The sequence below is a fragment of the Methanobacterium formicicum DSM 3637 genome, assembly GCF_000302455.1.
Taxonomy (GTDB): domain Archaea; phylum Methanobacteriota; class Methanobacteria; order Methanobacteriales; family Methanobacteriaceae; genus Methanobacterium; species Methanobacterium formicicum_A.
Map to the genome: position 1 here is coordinate 33,105 of NZ_AMPO01000003.1, position 18,405 is coordinate 51,509.

Below are 18,405 nucleotides of genomic sequence, written 5' to 3' on the forward strand. Positions count from 1 at the left end.
GTTCATTCTTCATAATTATTAATGACTGTATAATTATTAAGGATTAAATGCCTGTTTAATGAACATTCAGTTCCTTTAAAAGGCGAGTTCGCTCATTTTTTAGTTCTTTCAGAACTTCTGGGTCACAAGAACCCTTCTTTTCTAGATAAGCAATGGTAGTGGTTATAGCTTCCAGTTGTGTTTCAATCTGATTAACAGGCATAAGATCAACTCATAATTCGATCATTTCAGATAATTCAATCATTTCAGCCAATGTTTCATAGAATCAAATGTGTTCATAAAACCAAATTGTTTTATAAAGCATTTTTCTTAAACAGTTTTTTTATTTAAAAATTTCATTATCCTTAAATTTTTCTTCAAAGTTTCCTCATTATTCTATGAAGTTTTTTTTCTATGAAAGTTTATTCACAGTTTTAAATCATTCCATATTATCCGATATTTCCATTTTATTCAATATTATTCCCTAAGTTCTAAATGATCTTTTTGTGTGTGGGTTTAGATAATATGTTGTTTAGAAAACAATTTATTCACGGAAAACATCGTATTTTTTGGGTCTTATTAATGGTTTTATATTGGCATATTCATTTCTGAGTTTCTTAAAGTAACTAACACCGCGGATTATAACTACTGGTATTCCCTCATTGGCCTGACCCATGACCATGGATGCTGCAGATGATAATTCATCAGCAACAGCTATACTGGTAGTTTTAAGTTCTCTATCATATAAATCAAGCTCACCACAACGATCCCATGTTGGTAACATCCCTGAAATTCCAATTGCGGTTCCGATAGCACCTTCTCGGAATGCTCTGCCCTGTGTGTCAGATATTATTACTGCAACACTTTTCCCAGTAGTTTTTTCTAATTTTTCCCTTATCAATTGGGCACTGTTATCCGGATCCAGTGGTATGGGTGTTGCCAGCCCATCATCTACATTGGATTCATCAATACCTGCATTGGCACACACAAAACCATGTTTAGTTTCTGAGATAATGAAGTCAGGTCCAACCTTAATGATTTCATTTGACTCATTAATTATTGCTTCAACCAACTTTGCATCTTTCCCAGTTACTTCGGCAATTTCTATGGCATTTGGGCTTGGTTTAACATTTTCTAAATGAATTAAATTGCCTTCAGCTTTGGCCACTGCAGTTTCAGCAATAACCAGAATATCCTCATTATCCAGTTGAAGGTCCTGCAGTTCTGCCGCCTTTAAGATAAGTTGGGATAGATTATCTCCAGTTTTAATGAGGGGAATACCTTTGATTCCTATAATTTTAATTTCCATAGTTTCACACAGAAGGGATATTTTTATAAATTTAAATAATTTATTTTTCTATCAGTGTAGTGTCATTATTCACAGATTACATATATTCTGCTTTAAATAATTCCAATTTACATAAGTCCAGTTTACATAATGTGGATTACAAAATTCAGTTTACATAATTCACTGATTACATTGTAAACAGCAGGTTTTTTGATGAATTCTAATCTGTGAAATTTTTTTGAGGAGAATTCTAATCTTAAAAAAAATGTTGGAAATTTTTTTAACCGTTGAATCTTTGTATGATTTAGATGGAATCTAATTCCCAACTGTTTTTACCGAATGCAGCGGCAGAAGTTACTGGATTGGTGAATTCTGCGAATTTGCCTCCATCCATTATGAATTGAGCAGCTTCTGAGACGTTACCTGCACTAAATTCCACTTTATTGGGTTGGATATGTTCATAAGTAGCAATGTAACTGGATTCACCCTTAGGAACCTTTTCCACCTGGACCTTTTCATGGGTAACAATGCCAATGTATGAGTCCCCATCTAAAGTGGTAGCCCCTGCAATCCGGGGAGTGTTAAAGTCATCTTTTTCGTAGTCCATGGTCATGAGTGAAAGAGCCAGAGAATCCCGGATATTCATACCTGATGCTATTTTTTCAGCAATAACATCGGTATGGGAACCATTGGAAACCACTGCCACATCATCCACCAGACGGATACAATTGTAGGCTATGTAGGGACTGACAAAAACATCCTTTTCAAATCCTTCTTTTGGAACCACAGCCACCCTTTCAGGGAACGTGCTGGTCATCCTGTTGGGAAATGAACGGCTGGACACCCTATACGCCACAAAGTTACCTGTTTTGTTACTTCCAACTGCCAATATTCTTCCTAGATACATGTATTTCACCTTTCCAATATTCACTCTTTTAAATTTTAAATGATTATGCAATCTATGAGAGTTTACAATCCTAGAGTTTTAATCCTAAATTATCTGCAAACTTCATAAAAAGTTCACGGAGTGTATTTTGTAATTATGTATCATACAGTAAATAGTCGTAGGTCAAACTGGGTGGGGTCAAGTTGAGGGAATATTAACGGCCTTATCTGGACTCATCCCTGCAGGTGTAGTGATGATGATGGATCCTTCCTTGGGTTTGATAATGATTTCTCCTTCATCAATTACTTGAGTGTGGATTGCAATGGCACTGTTACGAATGTCTTTGGACATATCCACTCCATTGACGGTGACAGTTTTAAGACCAGTCACTGGGAAAAGGTAGTATTCTGAGCTTCCACTGCTTTGACTTACCTGTGGTTTACCTGCACTGGAATCAGCTGCAACCTGGAAACTACTGGTAACCATGAGAAATATGAGAATAGTAAAAATAACATCAATGAGGGGAACCAGATTAACCCTGGCCTGTTTGCTACGCATTTTCCTACGGTAACTACTGGTATCTATAGTCATCTCCAAATTCCCCTTTAATTTAATTATTATTTAGTTTATTATTCAATTTTACAGTTTTATGTAATGATATAATCCGAAATTGGGTTTTTTCTGATTAGGAATATAATTATTTTGTGGATTTAATTACTTTGAATTATTTACATTCTAATTGAAGTTAATTGAAATTCGTATTAAACAATTATTATTTGAACCTTACTCATTATTTTACTATTTATTGAAATTACTGATTTATTTTCACTGTTTTAGCTTACTTTCCACAATCCTGGCTTCAGTATTGCATTTCTCTTTAATTATGTTGCCGATACTTTTTTCCAGCATGTGGGGATTCAGTGAAATCCAGATGTTAGCTTCTTTATCCTGATGAAGTTCCTTCACTTCTAAAATACCATCAGATTCTTTTAAGGCAGTAATTGCATTTTCAATATCTGAATCCACTTTTATGCGCATCTCTGCAGTTCGCCAGTTGGTCATTTTTTTGGCGATTTCTATTTTATCCAGTTCATGCTCTATTTTACTGTTAATATGAGTGTATAGGGGGAGGATAATTATGGCCACGGCCAAACCGGCAATGGTGGTAATAAGTGCCACGTAAATACCCTCAGCCATACCAGTCGGGCTGGCATTTACTCCCATTGCTTTGAATGTGTACCACATTCCCAGAACAGTTCCAATCAATCCTAAAAGGGGTGCTATTTCAATAATGGTTCGTATGGTATCCAGTCCTTTGGTCATACGGCTCATTTCCACAATGAACACCCTTTCCATGGCATCTTCAACTTCTCTGTTGTTACGAAAACCGATTTTAAGGGCTTCTGCAACTATTTTAGAAATAGGATTCTGGTAACGTCCTATGGAACGTAATGCTTCCAGAGAACCACCTCTTTCCATGGCTTTGTTAACGTCTCCCATGATCTGGGGTAATCCTACCAAGGATATCTTGCGCAGGTAATATATTTTCTCTACAGAAGAATATATTCCATAAATTCCGATTAGGGTAATGATATAGGTGATGACTCCTCCACTTTTGAACATCTCCATTATGGTGGCAAAGGAGCCTGCGAAAAATTCGTAGATCATCTTATCCTCGTATTAGTTTAATGTGGATTTAAGAATTATATTGATTATATTGATTTTGAGAATTGTTATCATGAATTGTTATCTGTTTTAGTAATTTCAGTTATTCCAATTCTATTATTCCAAATATTTTCCAATATTCCAATTATCCATTTAATATTCCATGTATTCAAATAAATCTAATTAACCTTTAATTATTTTAATATTCTTTCAACTGTAGCCCATGACCTGCGTATGAATTCTGGTAACTCATTCGGTGTCTCCTGGCTGAGTGTTTTTAAGAATTCAATGGTCTTGGGATCACTGGGATAACCAGATCCTACATCGGGGTATGTTTTTCGAATATTTTGTATGGCCCGGTCACGTTCCACCTTGGCTACAATGGATGCTGCAGAGACAATGGGGTAATGGTCATCTGCCTTATGTTCAGACACCACATTGAGTTGTGAGTGCATGCTTTCCAGTTCACTGGCCAACCTTTCCGGTTTAACATCCATGGAATCAATGAAACAAGTGGATGGGTTAGAATTACCAATGATCTGATTAATGGCGATTTTTTCAATCTCATTCAGGTTAACATCCCGTGATCGTAGTGTGTCTATATCCAGAGCAGTGATGTTTACAGTATGACATTCTGCGATTCTTTCTATCTTTCTGGATAAAGATAATCTCCTTTTGGGTGAAATCTTCTTGGAATCCTTTAAACCGAGTCTTTCAAGATATTTCACTCGATCTTCTTCCACTGCAACACCGCAAACAACCAGGGGCCCTAAAACAGATCCTCGGCCTGCTTCATCTATTCCTAATATTTTCATGGATTTCAATATTTTTGTTATTATTTATCTTTAATTTTTTTTAAAAGGGTGTACCTTTTTAAAAATGGATATTCCTAAATTATATTTAAAATAGGCATCCTAAAATAGACCGTGATTTAAATGGGGATGATGTTATCCTCTTTAGAAATCTTGTTTTAAAGGATAACGACCCGATTTAATCACAAATATTTTACTAATATTTATTTCATGGCTTTAAGACGTACTTCTGGTTCCAGTGCACGTGGTTCAGCAGCCACAATTGCGGTTCCTTTGGCAACCACAGTCATTGGATCATCTGAGATCTCCACGGGAACACCTACTTCCTCATAGATACGTTCTTTAAGTCCTTTAAGCTGGGAAGTTCCACCTACTACTACGGTTTTGTTGTAAACACCGGAAATGAGTTCGGGTGACATTCTTTCTAGGACTTTTGCCAGGGCATCTACCAGTCTAACAATGATTGGTTCAGCAGCATCTGCCACCAGGTGGGAATCTATTTCCACTTTTTCTGGTTTGTTGGTTGCCATGGATTTACCAATAACCACGGTTTTACCATTTTCTCCATCAGTTTCGGAGTGAACCATTCCCACTTCTATTTTGGCTTTTTCAGCTTCGTGGATACCTATTTCTACATTGTAGATTTCTTTCACTTTTTCAACGATGTTGGAGTCTATATCGTCTCCACCGCTGCGTATGGTTTCAATATCGGTTATTCCACCAAGGGAAATTACTACCACATCACTGGATCCAGCACCTATATCGATCACCATGGTACCAGAGGCTTCTGCAATTGGAAGACCTGCGCCTATTGCTGCTGCCAGTCCTTCACTTATCACCAGAACATAATTGGCTCCAGCTTTTTTTCCAATGTCTTCTACAGCTTTTTTCTCCACTTCAGAAGCGTCTCCAGGAATACCAACAACAATTCGGTCGATACTTGCGGTGTCATCACCGGAACCTAAATCCATGGAATACAGTAGTAGTGATTCTGCCTGAGCAATGCTTTCAATAACTCCCTGCCTGAGTGGTCTTACTGCAATTATATCCTCTGGGGTTCTTCCAAGCATGGCTTTGGCTTCTTCACCAACTGCCAGTACGTAACCAGGGTCTTCTTTTTTTACAGCCACTACTGAGGGTATTTTGAATAAATCAAATTTATCTCCGGATGGTCTAGCCACCACTGTGTTAAGAGTCCCTAAGTCTATGCCCAAAGTATTGGACAAGGCTTGTTTCTTGTCATCTTCTACTTCCTCTTTCTTACCTAAACCGAACATTTTAATCCTCCTTAAACTTCATTAATATTTCTAATTCTTCAAAATTTTATTAAATTCAATTAAGAATATCTTATTGGATCTGGCAATATCTTTAATTTTTTGAACGTTCTCATCTTCTGCAGATATTAAGACAGTTGATAGGGCAACATCGGCCATTTTGAATAATGGGTCTATGGTGTTGCGAATGAAACGTGGTAATATATTGGTTATGTAAACATCGGTTTCTATAAATCCTGTGGTTTGATCTTCCAACAGGAATGAAAGTTTCACCATGCTTTTTTCACAATCCCCTACAAATTTTTTGATGGCATTTTCAGGACCAACTGTTAAAAGAAGATTACCTTCATCTTTAACATAATAAGGTGCTATTTTGAGGTAAGCACCACCATTCTCTTTACATATCATGCTCAATTCTCTTATTTTACTTGTTTCACCATGAAGCATGATAAAATCGAATTTTTTGGTTACAAATGATTCTCTGGTGGTCACATGTTCTCTACAGAGCACTTTAACCCTGTCTTTATCCATTATAGCAGAGTAAGCTACATTGTTGACCATGTCTTCATTACCAGCAATGACACACCATATATAATCTGAATCCTGTACTGTAGAAACTTCGGCTGCTTTTCTCAGGATCTTTATTTTATTCTCAATCATCAGTTACCACTTTTATTAAAATTGAATTTAGCTTTTTTTGGTAAGCATTTAGTATATAATAAATAGTTCAGCATATCAATTTAATTTCTATAATATATATAATTAAATGGTTATAATCAATGGTTTAAATCACCCTTATTTTCTGAAATTTAGTCATTTAATATTATGTAATTGAATCTAATTTTGTAATTGAAAGTTTTTTATAATTAACTTCATTGAAGCCTTTTATACCTTATAAATATAATAAATAATTTTGAATATTGTGATAGGGATGAGATTTACTTTTAATCTTATTAATATATGAAATTACTTTTAATTTCTCAGTAATATATAAGTAAGTGATTGAATTACCATTAAATTCTAAGATTATCATTAAGTTTATAAATTTATAAGTAAATGATTAAAGCTACTATCATATGCTAACTGTATATATAGTTTTATAATGTGTTGTTGTTGTCCTTTTGGTCATAAGGCCGATATACAGCACTAATCAACCTAAATTTTTGATAACAGGGATAACACATGTTCGTCAAAGGAACTTTAAAAAAAGCAGGCATACTACTAACCCTTGCGGTTTTACCCTTTCTTTTTGGCTACGTTATTATAAGTTTTATAATGTTCTCAATGATAGCCTTCTTGATGCAGTTTTTCAGGGATCCTAACCGGGAAATACCCTCTAATGGGGGGCTAATTGTCGCTCCGGCAGATGGTAGGGTATTAAAGGGAAAAATCGATCGTGTAAAAACAGTTCACTATGAAGATCCACTAATGGAGTATATATTAAGTCCTGGAGGGAAGGGTATTCTGATAAGTACATTTATGTCACCCTTTGATGTTCATGTGAACAGGGCTCCCATCTCTGGAACGATTGTGAAGACCCAACATTACTCTGGTAAATTTAAAATTGCCATGCGAAATGTACTTACTGAAAATGAAAAGAATTTAATAGTTATAGATTCAGAGTATGGAAAAGTGGGTGTCATACAGATAGCTGGTTTCGTGGCCAGGCGTATAGTTCAGTACGTGGAAGTAGGTGACCAGGTGAAAACAGGGGACCGTTTGGGAATGATAAGATTCGGTTCCAGAGTTGATCTAATTATTCCCTATGAAAACACTGAACTGATGGTTACTGAAGGTAAAAAACCAACTGCAGGGGAGACTATAATTGCTCAGATGCATAAAAAAAGTTGATAATATTCTTATAATTAATAGTGGAGTATGAATATGAATATAAGGCATTACGTGGCTGCTGCTGACTTTGTTTCTTTAGCTAATGCTTCTTCCGGGTTCCTGGCAGTGGTAATGGTAGCCACTGGGGACTTAATACTGGCAGCCAAGTTCATCCTCCTGGCGGTGATCTTTGACTCTGTGGATGGTTGGGTGGCCCGAAAAACTAACCGAGTTGATGAACATGGTTTTGGCACGAACATGGACTCACTTTCGGATGTGATCTCATTTGGTGTTGCCCCTGGAATGCTTTTGTTTTGCGCGTGCCAATCGTATTCTATACCATACCTTAATATACTAGTAGCACTCCTAATAGTTATATGTGGAATATTAAGACTCTCCAGGTTCAATGTACTTGCAGATTCAAGTGATGTTCCAGGTGGAGATAAATTCGTGGGACTACCCATACCTATCACTGCGTTGATCCTAGGATCATTCTACCTCTCAGGCATGTTTCGAATGGACCTTGCATTAATCATCATGGCAGTGATTGCGGTGTTAATGATAAGTACCATTGAGTATCCTAAATTTAGGGGTATGTTATTGATGGCCGGTGGCAGTGTATTAATCATTGGAACAATTTTGCCCCAGAACATTTCCTCAGCAATTGCTTATCTTCCCGCAAAGCTTTTATTCATCTTCACTATAATATATGTAATAATTGTGCCTCTTATGGAATTATACGGCAGGCTTCATAGAAGTGGTCCACATGTTAGATAAGATCTTAGGAAAAAAGGATAAAGATAAAAAAGATGTTCCTGATCTTCGAAAAGACGGGAAACAAGATGACTCGGACATCGGGGGACGTCTTAAAGGAATGGTGTCCAAGGCCACTGAAAAATCTAAGGAAAAAATAAATAACAATGGCAAGGGGGATAATGGAAAACTATCTTCTGGTGATAAAAAGCCCCGGCCAATGCCAAAACCCCGTCCTAAACCTCGTCCCACACCCCGAGACAAACCAGCTTTAAAACCACCATTAAAGAAACAACCTCAGAAGAAAGGACGTTTCGGTGCTATTGGTGGTGCAGCAGGATTGGGTGGTGGTTCTGATGATGATCAAAGAACCCTGGTTGGTGCGGCTGTATTTGGAATTATACTTATTATATTAGTTGGTGCTGGTTACTACTTTTTGGTCTTCGCACCCTACCAGGATGCCATGACCGCAGCCAAGCAAACCAAGATTACAGAGGTAAACACCTACTTTAAAGGTGCACTTGCAACGGATTACAATAAAACATTGCTTCTTGCACAGATTGATGCAGGAACAACGCCAGAAATGGTTTTGGCGGTGGATGTAATAGGTCCAGCCACTCAAAGCTGGCGTGACTATCAAAATCAACAGATAACAACTAAACAGGATCCTTACGGAAGGGTAATGATCACATATGCTGCCGGTGGGCAGAAGAACCTGATAGTGAAAGTTGTAGATGCTCAGAAGATTGTTAACGAGGCAGATGCAGCGGTACTATCTAACATGGAAATTAAAACTCCGGACACTGTAGCGGTTCCCATAATAATCACCCGACTTCAAGCTGCGGGTGGTCTGATTAATGTGGGTGACAGTGTGGATGTTTACCTGACCACTACCAATTCATCTGCAACAACCCCAACTGGTAATAACACAACTACTGCAACAACTTCTACTGCAACAACTTCATCGCCAACCATTAGTGGAGCTACTGTTCTGGCGATTTTAAGGGCAAAAGACAGTGGAACAGTGACTGCTAACTTGCAACAATCTCAGGAAATTGCAGTTAACACTCTGACCATGACCAACAGTAGAACTCAAACTGCAAATACAGATGTTGAAGAACTCCTCAAGGCTGCAGCATCCAACACCTGGAACGAGGCGCAAGTCACCAGTTTACTCAATGCTTATGGTTGGAGATTGTCTGACTTTGAACGGGCTTCCAATTTGGGAGAACTGGATGTAAGGTACATGGTGGTGCTGGAAGTACCCCGTGAAAATGCCCTGTTCCTGATGCAGAACAGTCAGAGCTTACAACTCACAGTTCCAACTCAGAATGCTCCGGAATGGATGATAACTGAGTTGAAAAAGATATACGGGACCGCATAGATGGATACGGATAAAAACATGGGATAACTAGAGCGATTAATTGGGGGAGAGGCTTAGATGAACATCAACAAATTATTCATGGTCGTGATATTGGTAGTCCTGTGTATATCCCTTTCATCTTCGTGGGCTGTGGATGACATAACCAAAGATCAACAAACATGGGTTTCAGAACAAAACTCAGAAGTAAAGTTTACTTATTTGGAGTCTACCATAACGGTCACTATTAAAAATAACAATGACCATGTGGAATATTTCAAGATAAGTCAAAAGTACACTGGAACATTAGATACTACTTCTGGCTCCCCCATATACTGGAAAGTAGTATGGACAGACCCTTGTGCATTAAAAATGATTAAATACATGTCTGATGTGGATGAGGATGATCTTGGGTGGAAAATCCAACCCGGAGAAACTAAAACTGTTTCATTTAAAGTGACTGCCACTAACTTTGGTGAAGTTAATCCGAATTCTTATATAAGGCAACCCGGAGCGAACAACACCTTTTGGCCTCTTTTAAATGAACCTGGTTTACAGGCCTCTTGGTTCCTTCCTAATGAAATTGAGTACCTGAATCCAAGTTTAGATCTTATTTCTTGGAAGGGTCATTTTTGTTTTTGGATAAAAAATACAGACACAACACGTCCAAAAGTATCAGGAATTGTACGAGCTCCAATTGTTCCAATTGACTCAAGTTTAACTTATAGTAATCCTCAAGTCACATACACGGATAAAGAAGTACCATGGGCCAATACTGCAGCATGGGATGTACTTTTATACCCCGGTCAAAGCAAGCATTATTCCTACACTTACCAGTGGCCAGCAACATCTTCAAGTTCAACATCTAAAGGAAGTTCTGCAGCTGCAGCATCTTCCATACCTACCACTGCAGCAGCCGCTACAAATACCACTGTACCTACATCGCAAACCGGTGTTCCATTTGGTTTATTCCTGGTTGGTGTAATCATCATAGGTGCAGGCGTAGCTTACGCTAAGTTCTTCCGATAGGACATCCAATTTCTTCCAATGGGGTTATGTTCTCCAGATAGGAACTAAGTTCTTAATGGAAAGTTAATTTCTTCAGATGGGAACTGGTTGATAATCTGAAGTTGTAATGAATATTCAGTTAAAATTAATTATATTAAATAAAAAGTTAGTAGGATGAATATTTGGTAATGAATATTCATTAACTGTTAAACTTAGATTTCAAAATATCATTTTCATGAAATAGTCGTGAACGTATATTTTAACCATACTAATCAAAGATTCATATTGATCAGTGAATTCACATGAAACTATCCACTTTTTTTATTATAGCCGGAATGGTCATAATTTCCCTGTATGCCCTGGTAGAGGTTAATTACTATTCTGCCACCCAAACCATTAACCAGCAACCTGGAGACACTCCTTACATTATAATTCCTAAAATTGGTGTTGATGAAGCCATTAACAACAAATCAGTGGATTATGGAATTTATCACGAACCTCAATCTTCTAAACCGGGTAGTGGTACTGTGGTTCTATTTGGACACCGCACGCTACATGGATCTCCCTTCCTGAAACTGGACCAGCTACAACCCGGTGATAACGTAACTCTGGAATGGCCGGGAATAGGTTATGTTGAATACATCATTGAAAACAGCACCATAGTACCCGCGGATTACCGGTTGTCAGTTGAACAGGGTAACGTGCTGTTTCTAATAACCTGTTATCCGTTGGGATCAACCAAGGAAAGGTTGATGATCGAGGCTAAACAGGGGAACATCTATCCCATCAAAACTTCCAGAATCCCCAGTCAACAGCAACACTATGCAATTATCATAATCCTGCTATTTATGATAGGAGGCACTGTTTTAAGTTATTTTTACCCGGTTAAAGAGGACAGGATCATACTGTTCATACTGACGGTTGCTTTAACCTTCTTCCTGATGTTGGGATACTTTTTCCCTATTCCCCCGGAAACATTGGAGTCAAACATGTCCCGTATCAGTGATTTTTTGAGTTTAGGATTCTAAAATTAAATTAATTTAATGTAGTAGTGTTTCAAATTCTATACTTCTCTAAATACCATCGATTATTCATAATGTGTTAAAAATTTAATTGATCTTGATTTTCATATTTTTTTGTCAATGATTCTAGGGAGGTCATGATTAATAGCTAATTAAATAGTCATGGTCCACCTAATAACAATGTAGAGTAAAATTGAATTTAAAATCAGGTGTTTTTAAGATGAGTGACGAGAAATATTTCCAGAATATCACCACCCGTGAGCGGGCCATATTTGAAGGGGCAATTACCATGGGAGCTCTTTTTCATCAGTTTGTAGGGACACCAGTAAGTATGGATAGTGCTCCTTCTCTGGAAAAAGCCATTGAAGAATCCCTAACATTACAACCATGCATCAGTAGTGTTGAAGTGCGAATTGACCGTGAAATGCTCGAAAAAGCAGAGAATGAATATGAGTATCTTTCCCTCTCTGGAGACATGCTGGACGTGAAAGTCACATCAGTGTACCAGGAAACCAGGGTGGTGGTGCGCATGCACTACATTGAAGAACTTCAGTATCCTCTCATGTATGTGGAAGAAGTGGATTAAAAAAAATTAATCTCTTGAGCAATTAATCTCTTGAGCAATTAATCTCTTGAGCAATTAATCTCTTGAGCAATTAATCTCTTGAGCAATTAATCTCTTGAACTATTAGCACTCATGAGCTTTATTAAAGATATTAAACTTCATCCTGTTCGGTGGGATGTGATTTAGTGGCTTCAATGAAGGATGTAATCATCAACAATTATTTAAAATATCAAAACTAATATTTTATAAAAAAATGGTAGATTTCATGATAACAATTAATGAGAATCTGTGTAAAGGTTGCAACATCTGCACCGAGTTCTGTCCCCGTAAGGTTTACCAGGCATCTGGAATCCTTAACAAGAAGGGTGTGCAGGTTCCAGTACCTGAAAATGAGGACAAATGCACGCAATGTCAATTATGTGCTATGATGTGTCCTGATCAGGCAATAAGAGTAGATGAAAAAGTGGATGAGAAGGATGAAAACTGAGGATTATTTTATACAGGGCAATGAAGCCTGTGCCAGAGGGGGAATTAAAGCGGGCTGTCGTTTTTTTGCTGGCTACCCCATAACTCCATCTACAGAAATCGCAGAAGACATGGCAGTATTCTTACCCCGTGAGGGAGGAACATTCGTCCAGATGGAGGATGAAATATCTGCCCTGGGTGCAGTTATAGGTGGGGTGTGGGCTGGTGTGAAGGCCATGACCGCTACTTCAGGGCCAGGATTCTCCCTGATGCAGGAACACATTGGATACGCGGTAATGACTGAAACTCCCCTGGTGATAGTGAATATGCAGCGAGGATCTCCATCCACAGGACAGCCCACCATGGCCAGTCAGAGTGATATGATGCAGGCCCGCTGGGGATCCCACGGAGACTACGAAATCATAGCATTATCCCCATCATCAGTACAGGAATGTTTTGATTTCACAGTAGAAGCATTTAACCTGGCTGAAAAGTACCGTGTCCCGGTGATGGTCATGAGTGATGAGATAGTGGGCCATATGAGGGAGAAGATCAGCATCCCGGAAACAGTTAAAATTACTGCCCGGAAGATGCCCACCCAGGAACCTGGAGAATTCTTACCATACCATGCAGAGCCTGATGGAGTCAGTCCCATGCCTGCCTTTGGTGATGGATATAAAATGCATATCACTGGACTCACCCATGACGAGCGGGGATACCCTGATACTTCCAGTCCACAAGCACACTCCAAACTGGTTAAACGTTTATGTGACAAGATCCTGCATCATACCAATGATATAGCACGGATACAAACCGAAGATGTGGATGATGCAGAGGTAGTTGTGATCTCCTACGGTGCACCCTCAAGATCAGCTCTCAAAGCAGTTAGAACAGCTAGGGAACAGGGGTTAAAGGCAGGATTTATTAAAATGGATGTTGTATGGCCATTCCCTGAGAAAATGATCCAGGAAGCTGTTGAGGGAGCTCAGCGGGTAATTGTAGTGGAAATGAACCTTGGACAGATATTTTATGAAATTCAAAGGATCCTTCCCGGAGTAAAGACAGAACTAGCACCCAAGATCGGTGGTGAGATGCACCTGCCAGAAGAGATCCTGGAAAAAATCAAGGGTAAATGATGATCAATTAGATTATTGGATTTAATTAACATAAAATTAACAATATATTCTTCATAATTTAAACTAAAAACACTTTAAATCGATATAAATTAATCAAACGATATATCCAAATGATATAAATCAATTTCAATCGATATTAAACTAGTATAATATATTTTCATCCATGGAGATGAAGAAGATGGACCAAAACAGGGAAAACCGTTTTATGAAATACTTAAGGAAGGATAGACTTCCCCACATATTCTGCGCAGGATGCGGAAATGGAATTATCATGAACACATTCTTCAACGGTATGGAAATGGCAAATGTGGACTTTGAAAAGGTGATAATGGTATCAGGGATTGGATGTTCCTCCCGAGTGCCGGGCTACGTTAAATGTGACTCACTTCACACCACCCACGGCCGACCCATATCATTTGCCACTGGTGTCAAGCTGGCCAACCCAGAAAGCGAAGTTGTAGTGTTTACAGGTGATGGAGACGCAGCAGCTATAGGTGGCAACCACCTAATCCACGGAGCACGCCGTAACATCAACCTCACAGTCATATGTATCAACAACAGTATCTACGGGATGACCGGTGGACAGATCAGTCCCACCAGTCCCAAGGGAAGTTACGGGTCAACAGCACCGTACGGGGCAGTTGAAAGGCCGTTCAACCTTTCCAGGATGGTTAAAGCTGCAGGTGCAACCTATGTGGCCCGCTGGACCACTGCTCAGCCAGTGCAATTATCCAACGCCATTAAAAAAGGGATTCAGAATAATGGATTTTCATTCATAGAAGTGATTTCCCAGTGTCCAACTTACTTCGGTCGTAAAAACAAGATGCGATCCCCAGTGGAGATGATGAAATGGATGAAAGAGGCGAGTATTGTTAAGAAAAGGGCAGACAAGCTTTCTGAGGAGGAACTGGAAGGAAAGATCATAGTGGGGGAATTCCAAAACAAGGAAGAAGCTGAATTCTCAGACAAGATCTGTCAGCTGATGGAAGCCAAATGCACAACTGGAAAACCATCCTCAATCAGATCAGCATATCAGGGGGATTAATAAATTGCGTAAAGAAATAAGAATAGCCGGATTTGGTGGTCAGGGAGTCATACTGGCAGGAATTGTCATAGGTAAGGCTGCAGCGTTATACGATGGATTACATGCAGTTCAAACCCAGTCTTATGGTCCTGAAGCACGAGGAGGTGCTTCCAGGACAGAATTGGTCATCAGTGATGAAGAAATTGACTATCCTAAAGTGCACCATCCTGACATATTTGTAGCCATGTCCCATGAAGCATTAATTGCTTACTTGGACGGCTTGAAACAGGGGGGTATCCTGATAATAGACCCAGACATGGTAATGGAAGATAAGATTCGTTCATTTGTGGAAGAACATGATATTAAAGTTTACCATGCACCAGCCACCCGTACCGCAGATGAGAAGGTGGGCCTACGAATCGTGGCTAACATCGTAATGATTGGTGCTATAATCGGTTTCACCAAGGTTATATCTGAAGAGGCAGCGCGTAACGCTATAGTGGCCAGTGTTCCACCTGGAACTGAGGAAAAAAATCTGTCTGCATTTGAAGCAGGAATGGAACTTTCCACTCAGGAGGCTTAAAATTTGAAGATCCATGAGTACCAGGCCAAAGAGATTTTCCGTGAAGGGAAAATACCCACACCACAAAGTATAATGGCAGAAACTCCTGAAGAAGCTCAAAAAGCTGCTCTAACTATTAATAAGCCAGTGGCTATAAAATCCCAGGTTCTTATTGGTGGAAGAGGCAAAGCCGGTGGTATTAAATTCGCTGAAAACCCTCCTGAAGCATATCAAATCACTGAAACATTATTAGGATCTGATATTAGGGGTGAAACTGTCCAGAAAGTATTGGTTGAAGAAATGCTTGATATTCAGGATGAATTTTATCTGAGTGTGGCAGTGGACCGGTCTGCTCGCAAACCCATTATAATGGCCAGTAAATCTGGTGGGGTGGATATTGAGGAAGTAGCTCATAAAACTCCTGAAAAAATATTTAAATATTATCTGGATCCCCTGGATGAGTTCATGCCTTACCAGGCACGGGAGATAGCTCGTAAAATGGGAGTAACTAATGATCTGATATCCTCAGTTGGTGGGATCATCTGGAAACTTTACCAGATATTCAAAAAGTATGATGCCAATATAGCAGAAATCAATCCCCTGGTACTCACCAGCAAGGGAATTATAGCTGCTGATGCCAAACTGGATATTGATGATGATTCTCTGTACCGTCACCGGGACCTGGCAAGGTTTAAAACTGAACCCAGTGATGAATTTGCCTATGTGAAGCTGGATGGAGATATTGCAGTCATTGGTAACGGTGCTGGTCTCACCCTCACTGGAATGGACATGCTCAAACTCTACGGTGGAAAACCAGCCACTTTCCTGGACATTGGGGGCGGAGCATCACAGGAAAACATAGCCCGGGCACTGAACCTGGTCATATCCAACCCTCAGGTAAAGGTAGTATTTTTAAATGTTTTAGGTGGGATCACTCGTGCAGATGATGTGGCCAACGGTGTTATCAGTGTTTTAGAGGAGACTAAACGAGAAATACCTCTGGTTATCCGCCTTACTGGTACCAATGAAGAAGAGGGGCAACGTATTCTTACCGAGGCAGGAGTTAGCTATGAAACATCTATGGAAGCTGCTGCCAGGAAAGCAGTCGAGTTATGCAATGAGTTAAGTAAAAATTAATCTTTTATTTTTATTTTTCATTTCATATTTTCCAAAAATGATTAAAAAGTAAAGTTTATCTTAAAATATAATTAATTAAAAATTTTACCACTAGTTTTTGTTCTTACATTTTTTTCATATTTCTCTGTTATGCATCTGTTTTTTCTTTATTAATTTATTTAAACAGTTTTTTTTACATTGTTGATAGATAAGATTGGAAAAAATGTAAAATGAATCATAAAAGTAGTGGATTGTATTTATTTAAACCTGTATCTTTATCTTGAACTGGGTCTTACACTTACTAAGTGAGCTACCACCATTGCAGATAAGAATATGTAGGTTATCATAGCGGATCCATTAAAGCTTCGGTTGAATAGGAACAGTCCGATTATGGTTTGAGCCATGAATGCGGTTAATGCCCCGATTAAGAGGGCTTCTCTTCCCAAGTATCTCCTATTTCCAACTCTCCTTTTGCTTCGGTACTTGCGAAGTACGTAAAAACCACTGCACATGACAAATACACACCAGCACATTAAAGCAAAGAGCCCACCGAATCCGAAGTCAAAGGCGACTCCAAAGATTCCAGGGAGCATATAGTCAATAACATCCTTTTTAGTGACTAAAACTCCAAAAAACAATGGGAATGGTAGGGTGAACGTGTTTATCAGGTTCATGGGTAATGTTACATATCCATCAGATCCACCCAGGCAGCTTGCTCCCCAGTAACAGGAACCTTGAACGTGTCCCCAAAGTTGAGTGTTTTTAACAACCATCTTCAGACTGGGAATTGCATATTCTTCTAATCTACTTAATCTAAGTAGGGGGCTGAGTACCGTAGCATTTAATACTCTTGATAAGATTTCCAGAAGGGCAAAACCGCCTACTGCTGCTCCTACAACTGTAAAAACCCTTTTTCTGGTAATTTTAACGCTTCTGCGGAAGCTTTTGGACATGATAAAGTATCCCAGGAACCATCCCAGGAACCATAATATCAGGAATGAGCGGTGCATTAAACCTCCGGCAACGGCTATCACACCGAAAAGAATCAGTGAAAGGGCAGTTATTGATGTTGATTTGATTTCAACTTCACTTAACAGACTGGCTGATGCAGAAAGAGTTGTCCAGGCGAAAACCGCAAGTGGACCAAAGGGGTGGGTAAATTCCTGATGAGAGAAAAATGGTAGGAAAAGAAGGGCTGTGTCTACACTGAATATTCCCGCCAAGAACATGGTTAAAATAAGGGACAAGAAAAGTACCATGCTCAAAGTGAATGGAATGATATTTATAAGCAGTAAAACGCCCATATGTATTATCACGGCCACTTCTAATATGAGCTGTAAATGGTTTTGGGCGATTAACATGGTTATCACTATTTTGTATCTGGTCTATTAATAATGGATAATTACAAATGGATGCAGGGAGTCAATGGATGATATTTCCCATATCATTGTTGGTTAGCTGAGTATCATGGCCTATGATAATAATCGTAGGGTCCTATGTTCAGATTGATTGGGTTGTGTTTACCAGTAATCTGGTGGAAGGTTACTAATTTTTAAGCATAGTCATTGATCAATCTGTTTTTCGATTTTGTTGTATTTGCCATTGTGGATTTTTTTTCATATAACTAATATATGATATGACTACTGGATAATCTGACAAT

20 protein-coding genes are annotated in these 18,405 nt (G+C 38.8%); 11 read left to right on the plus strand and 9 right to left on the minus strand.

What is annotated here, in order from left to right; genetic code table 11:
• Positions 1 to 55: 55 nt before the first annotated feature.
• The 8 genes from A994_RS13355 to A994_RS04225 all read right to left on the minus strand — a co-directional run bounded on the left by A994_RS13355 (position 56) and on the right by A994_RS04225 (position 6,564).
• Positions 56 to 202, minus strand: coding sequence for a hypothetical protein (locus tag A994_RS13355; protein ID WP_004030059.1), 147 nt, complete (start codon positions 200 to 202; stop codon positions 56 to 58).
• A 321-nt stretch (positions 203 to 523) separates the two neighbouring features.
• Positions 524 to 1,288: a coenzyme F420-0:L-glutamate ligase gene (locus A994_RS04195; RefSeq protein WP_004030060.1), complete on the minus strand. Its 765-nt coding sequence runs from the start codon at positions 1,286 to 1,288 to the stop codon at positions 524 to 526.
• A gap of 283 nt (positions 1,289 to 1,571) precedes the next feature.
• Positions 1,572 to 2,174, minus strand: a complete 603-nt coding sequence (locus A994_RS04200) for an IMP cyclohydrolase (RefSeq protein ID WP_004030061.1) — start codon at positions 2,172 to 2,174, stop codon at positions 1,572 to 1,574.
• A 177-nt stretch (positions 2,175 to 2,351) separates the two neighbouring features.
• Entirely contained in the window at positions 2,352 to 2,744 is a 393-nt protein-coding gene (locus tag A994_RS04205) for an ExbD/TolR family protein (RefSeq protein WP_004030063.1), read from the minus strand.
• Between the two features lie 234 nt (positions 2,745 to 2,978).
• On the minus strand, positions 2,979 to 3,821 hold the full coding sequence (locus A994_RS04210; RefSeq protein ID WP_004030064.1) for a MotA/TolQ/ExbB proton channel family protein: 843 nt from the start codon (positions 3,819 to 3,821) through the stop codon (positions 2,979 to 2,981).
• Between the two features lie 191 nt (positions 3,822 to 4,012).
• Positions 4,013 to 4,633 (minus strand): ribonuclease HII, encoded by a 621-nt coding sequence (gene rnhB / locus A994_RS04215; RefSeq protein WP_004030066.1) that lies wholly within the window; start codon positions 4,631 to 4,633, stop codon positions 4,013 to 4,015.
• Positions 4,634 to 4,833: 200 nt separating this feature from the next.
• On the minus strand, positions 4,834 to 5,907 hold the full coding sequence (locus A994_RS04220; protein WP_004030067.1) for a rod shape-determining protein: 1,074 nt from the start codon (positions 5,905 to 5,907) through the stop codon (positions 4,834 to 4,836).
• Positions 5,908 to 5,937: 30 nt separating this feature from the next.
• Entirely contained in the window at positions 5,938 to 6,564 is a 627-nt protein-coding gene (locus A994_RS04225; RefSeq protein WP_004030068.1) for a hypothetical protein, read from the minus strand.
• A gap of 522 nt (positions 6,565 to 7,086) precedes the next feature.
• On the opposite strand from A994_RS04225, the gene A994_RS04230 reads away from it, so the two are divergent.
• From A994_RS04230 to sucC, 11 genes are all read left to right on the plus strand, one after another.
• Positions 7,087 to 7,755: an archaetidylserine decarboxylase gene (locus A994_RS04230; RefSeq protein WP_004030069.1), complete on the plus strand. Its 669-nt coding sequence runs from the start codon at positions 7,087 to 7,089 to the stop codon at positions 7,753 to 7,755.
• 33 nt (positions 7,756 to 7,788) lie between these two features.
• Positions 7,789 to 8,511 carry an archaetidylserine synthase gene (locus tag A994_RS04235; RefSeq protein WP_004030071.1) on the plus strand — a complete coding sequence of 241 codons (723 nt, stop codon included), beginning with the start codon at positions 7,789 to 7,791 and terminating at the stop codon, positions 8,509 to 8,511.
• Positions 8,501 to 9,871, plus strand: a complete 1,371-nt coding sequence (locus tag A994_RS04240) for a DUF515 domain-containing protein (protein WP_004030072.1) — start codon at positions 8,501 to 8,503, stop codon at positions 9,869 to 9,871. The genes A994_RS04235 and A994_RS04240 overlap by 11 nt, the downstream gene beginning before the upstream one ends.
• 57 nt (positions 9,872 to 9,928) lie before the next feature.
• Positions 9,929 to 10,876: a hypothetical protein gene (locus A994_RS04245; protein ID WP_004030073.1), complete on the plus strand. Its 948-nt coding sequence runs from the start codon at positions 9,929 to 9,931 to the stop codon at positions 10,874 to 10,876.
• A 281-nt stretch (positions 10,877 to 11,157) separates the two neighbouring features.
• A complete protein-coding gene (locus A994_RS04250) occupies positions 11,158 to 11,883 on the plus strand; it encodes a class E sortase (RefSeq protein WP_004030075.1) in 726 nt (241 codons plus the stop codon).
• Between the two features lie 214 nt (positions 11,884 to 12,097).
• Positions 12,098 to 12,463, plus strand: a complete 366-nt coding sequence (locus A994_RS04255) for a dihydroneopterin aldolase family protein (protein ID WP_004030076.1) — start codon at positions 12,098 to 12,100, stop codon at positions 12,461 to 12,463.
• A gap of 244 nt (positions 12,464 to 12,707) precedes the next feature.
• Complete coding sequence (locus A994_RS04260) at positions 12,708 to 12,929, plus strand: 4Fe-4S dicluster domain-containing protein (RefSeq protein ID WP_004030078.1); 222 nt, start codon at positions 12,708 to 12,710, stop codon at positions 12,927 to 12,929.
• Positions 12,919 to 14,043 carry a 2-oxoacid:acceptor oxidoreductase subunit alpha gene (locus A994_RS04265; protein ID WP_004030079.1) on the plus strand — a complete coding sequence of 375 codons (1,125 nt, stop codon included), beginning with the start codon at positions 12,919 to 12,921 and terminating at the stop codon, positions 14,041 to 14,043. The genes A994_RS04260 and A994_RS04265 overlap by 11 nt, the downstream gene beginning before the upstream one ends.
• 178 nt (positions 14,044 to 14,221) lie before the next feature.
• Entirely contained in the window at positions 14,222 to 15,088 is an 867-nt protein-coding gene (locus A994_RS04270) for a 2-oxoacid:ferredoxin oxidoreductase subunit beta (RefSeq protein WP_004030080.1), read from the plus strand.
• Between the two features lie 4 nt (positions 15,089 to 15,092).
• Positions 15,093 to 15,650 (plus strand): 2-oxoacid:ferredoxin oxidoreductase subunit gamma, encoded by a 558-nt coding sequence (locus tag A994_RS04275; protein WP_004030081.1) that lies wholly within the window; start codon positions 15,093 to 15,095, stop codon positions 15,648 to 15,650.
• A 3-nt stretch (positions 15,651 to 15,653) separates the two neighbouring features.
• Positions 15,654 to 16,766 carry an ADP-forming succinate--CoA ligase subunit beta gene (gene sucC, locus A994_RS04280; protein ID WP_004030082.1) on the plus strand — a complete coding sequence of 371 codons (1,113 nt, stop codon included), beginning with the start codon at positions 15,654 to 15,656 and terminating at the stop codon, positions 16,764 to 16,766.
• A gap of 254 nt (positions 16,767 to 17,020) precedes the next feature.
• Here sucC and A994_RS04285 read toward each other — a convergent pair whose 3' ends face one another.
• Positions 17,021 to 18,106: a hypothetical protein gene (locus tag A994_RS04285; protein WP_004030083.1), complete on the minus strand. Its 1,086-nt coding sequence runs from the start codon at positions 18,104 to 18,106 to the stop codon at positions 17,021 to 17,023.
• Positions 18,107 to 18,405 lie beyond the last annotated feature (299 nt).